This window comes from Hyphomonas chukchiensis, from assembly GCF_000682695.1.
GTDB classification, from domain to species: Bacteria; Pseudomonadota; Alphaproteobacteria; order Caulobacterales; family Hyphomonadaceae; genus Hyphomonas; species Hyphomonas chukchiensis.
In genome coordinates this window covers 1-1228 of sequence record NZ_AWFG01000072.1, presented here as the reverse complement: position 1 = coordinate 1228, position 1228 = coordinate 1, and the positions used below count along the sequence as shown (strand labels likewise).

Annotated in this window: 1 protein-coding gene; it reads right to left on the bottom strand. The window is 65.0% G+C overall.

Annotation, left to right across the window (positions count from 1 at the left end; genetic code table 11):
• Positions 1–400: 400 nt before the first annotated feature.
• Positions 401–835 (bottom strand): GNAT family acetyltransferase, encoded by a 435-nt coding sequence (locus HY30_RS16560; RefSeq protein WP_034743449.1) that lies wholly within the window; start codon positions 833–835, stop codon positions 401–403.
• Positions 836–1228 lie beyond the last annotated feature (393 nt).

Sequence of the window (1228 nt, the reverse complement as noted above, 5' to 3'; positions counted from 1 at the left end):
CCCGCATGCATCGGCGCCAGCGGTTCCTCCTTGCTGAACGCGATGCCAGCAGACTCAACGATCAACCGGCATCATCCGGCAAAAGAAACGCGTACGGGCGCAATATTTGTTTCGGCAGGAATGCAGGCCACTGGATGAAAGTGGCGCGTTCCAGGACCCGGTGAGCACTCGCAATGTCTGGAAATATCACCCTCCCCCAGCCCGCTGCGCGGGGCTGTCCGGGCGGCTGGAGCCCACAAAATCCGGGAAGGCATTCGACCGGGCCCGGCTCGTCTCCGGTCACGCGGCCACCCCTTCGGGTCGCCGCGCGCTGCGGGGGCTCGCCGGCCGGGGGCCGCGCCGCATGCTTCCCACTGGCCTGACGGCCAGAGGGGTCATTGACGCGTGGCCTCTCGAAGCCTCAGTCAGCCTCAGTCGACGGCGTGAGCCATTTGCCGAGTACGGTCACATCCTGGCGCTCGTACCCCAATGCGCTGTAGAAGTCGGCCGCATCTTCATTCTCTTGGCGCACCATCAGCTGCACCTTTGGCGCACCACGGGCCGTCAGCCAAAGCTCGGCCTCTGCCATCATTTCGCGTCCATGGCCTCGGGTATGGCGGTCAGGGCTCACAGCCAGATAGTAGATCCAGCCGCGATGACCGTCATGGCCGACCATGACGCTGGCGACGACCGCGTCATCCACCGTGCCGATAAGGATCGTGGCATCGCGCGAGACCTGGATCCGGTCGATATCGGCATCGGGATCGTTCCAGGGCTTTGTCAGCCCACATGTCTCCCACAGCGCAATCAATGCTGCGCGGTCTGCTTCCCGGAAGTCTCGTATGTGCAAGGCCATGGCTGTCGGGTCTGGACGGATTCGTATCCAGGGCGCCAGCCTGCCTGTTTGGCATTTGCAGGCGTGGACAAGCTTTCCCTGCAGCCGTGAGGGGGCGGACGGCGCGTCTGCCCGGGCGCGGCCCGCGCGCAAGGCGCCGGTGACCTGGAACCGCTCGCTTCTCCCCTTGCCTCCTACCTTCCCGCCTTGCCCCCGGCCCTTATACGCCCGGGCGCCCGCACCTCTCGTCCGCCCCCTCCCGCCTGCCGGGAAAGGCACGCGGGCGAGGATTCATTTTTGCGAGGCTGACATGACCCTTTCACCTGAAACACCTGCCCCCCTTGGAACTCCTACCGGACCGGATTTGCGGGACGGCCCCCGCATCTATGTTGCCTTCTCTAATCGGACATGGTT

Bases quoted from the DNA above. Each gene is read 5' to 3' on its own strand.
- HY30_RS16560 (WP_034743449.1), bottom strand. From the start codon at position 835: ATGGCCTTGCACATACGAGACTTCCGGGAAGCAGACCGCGCAGCATTG.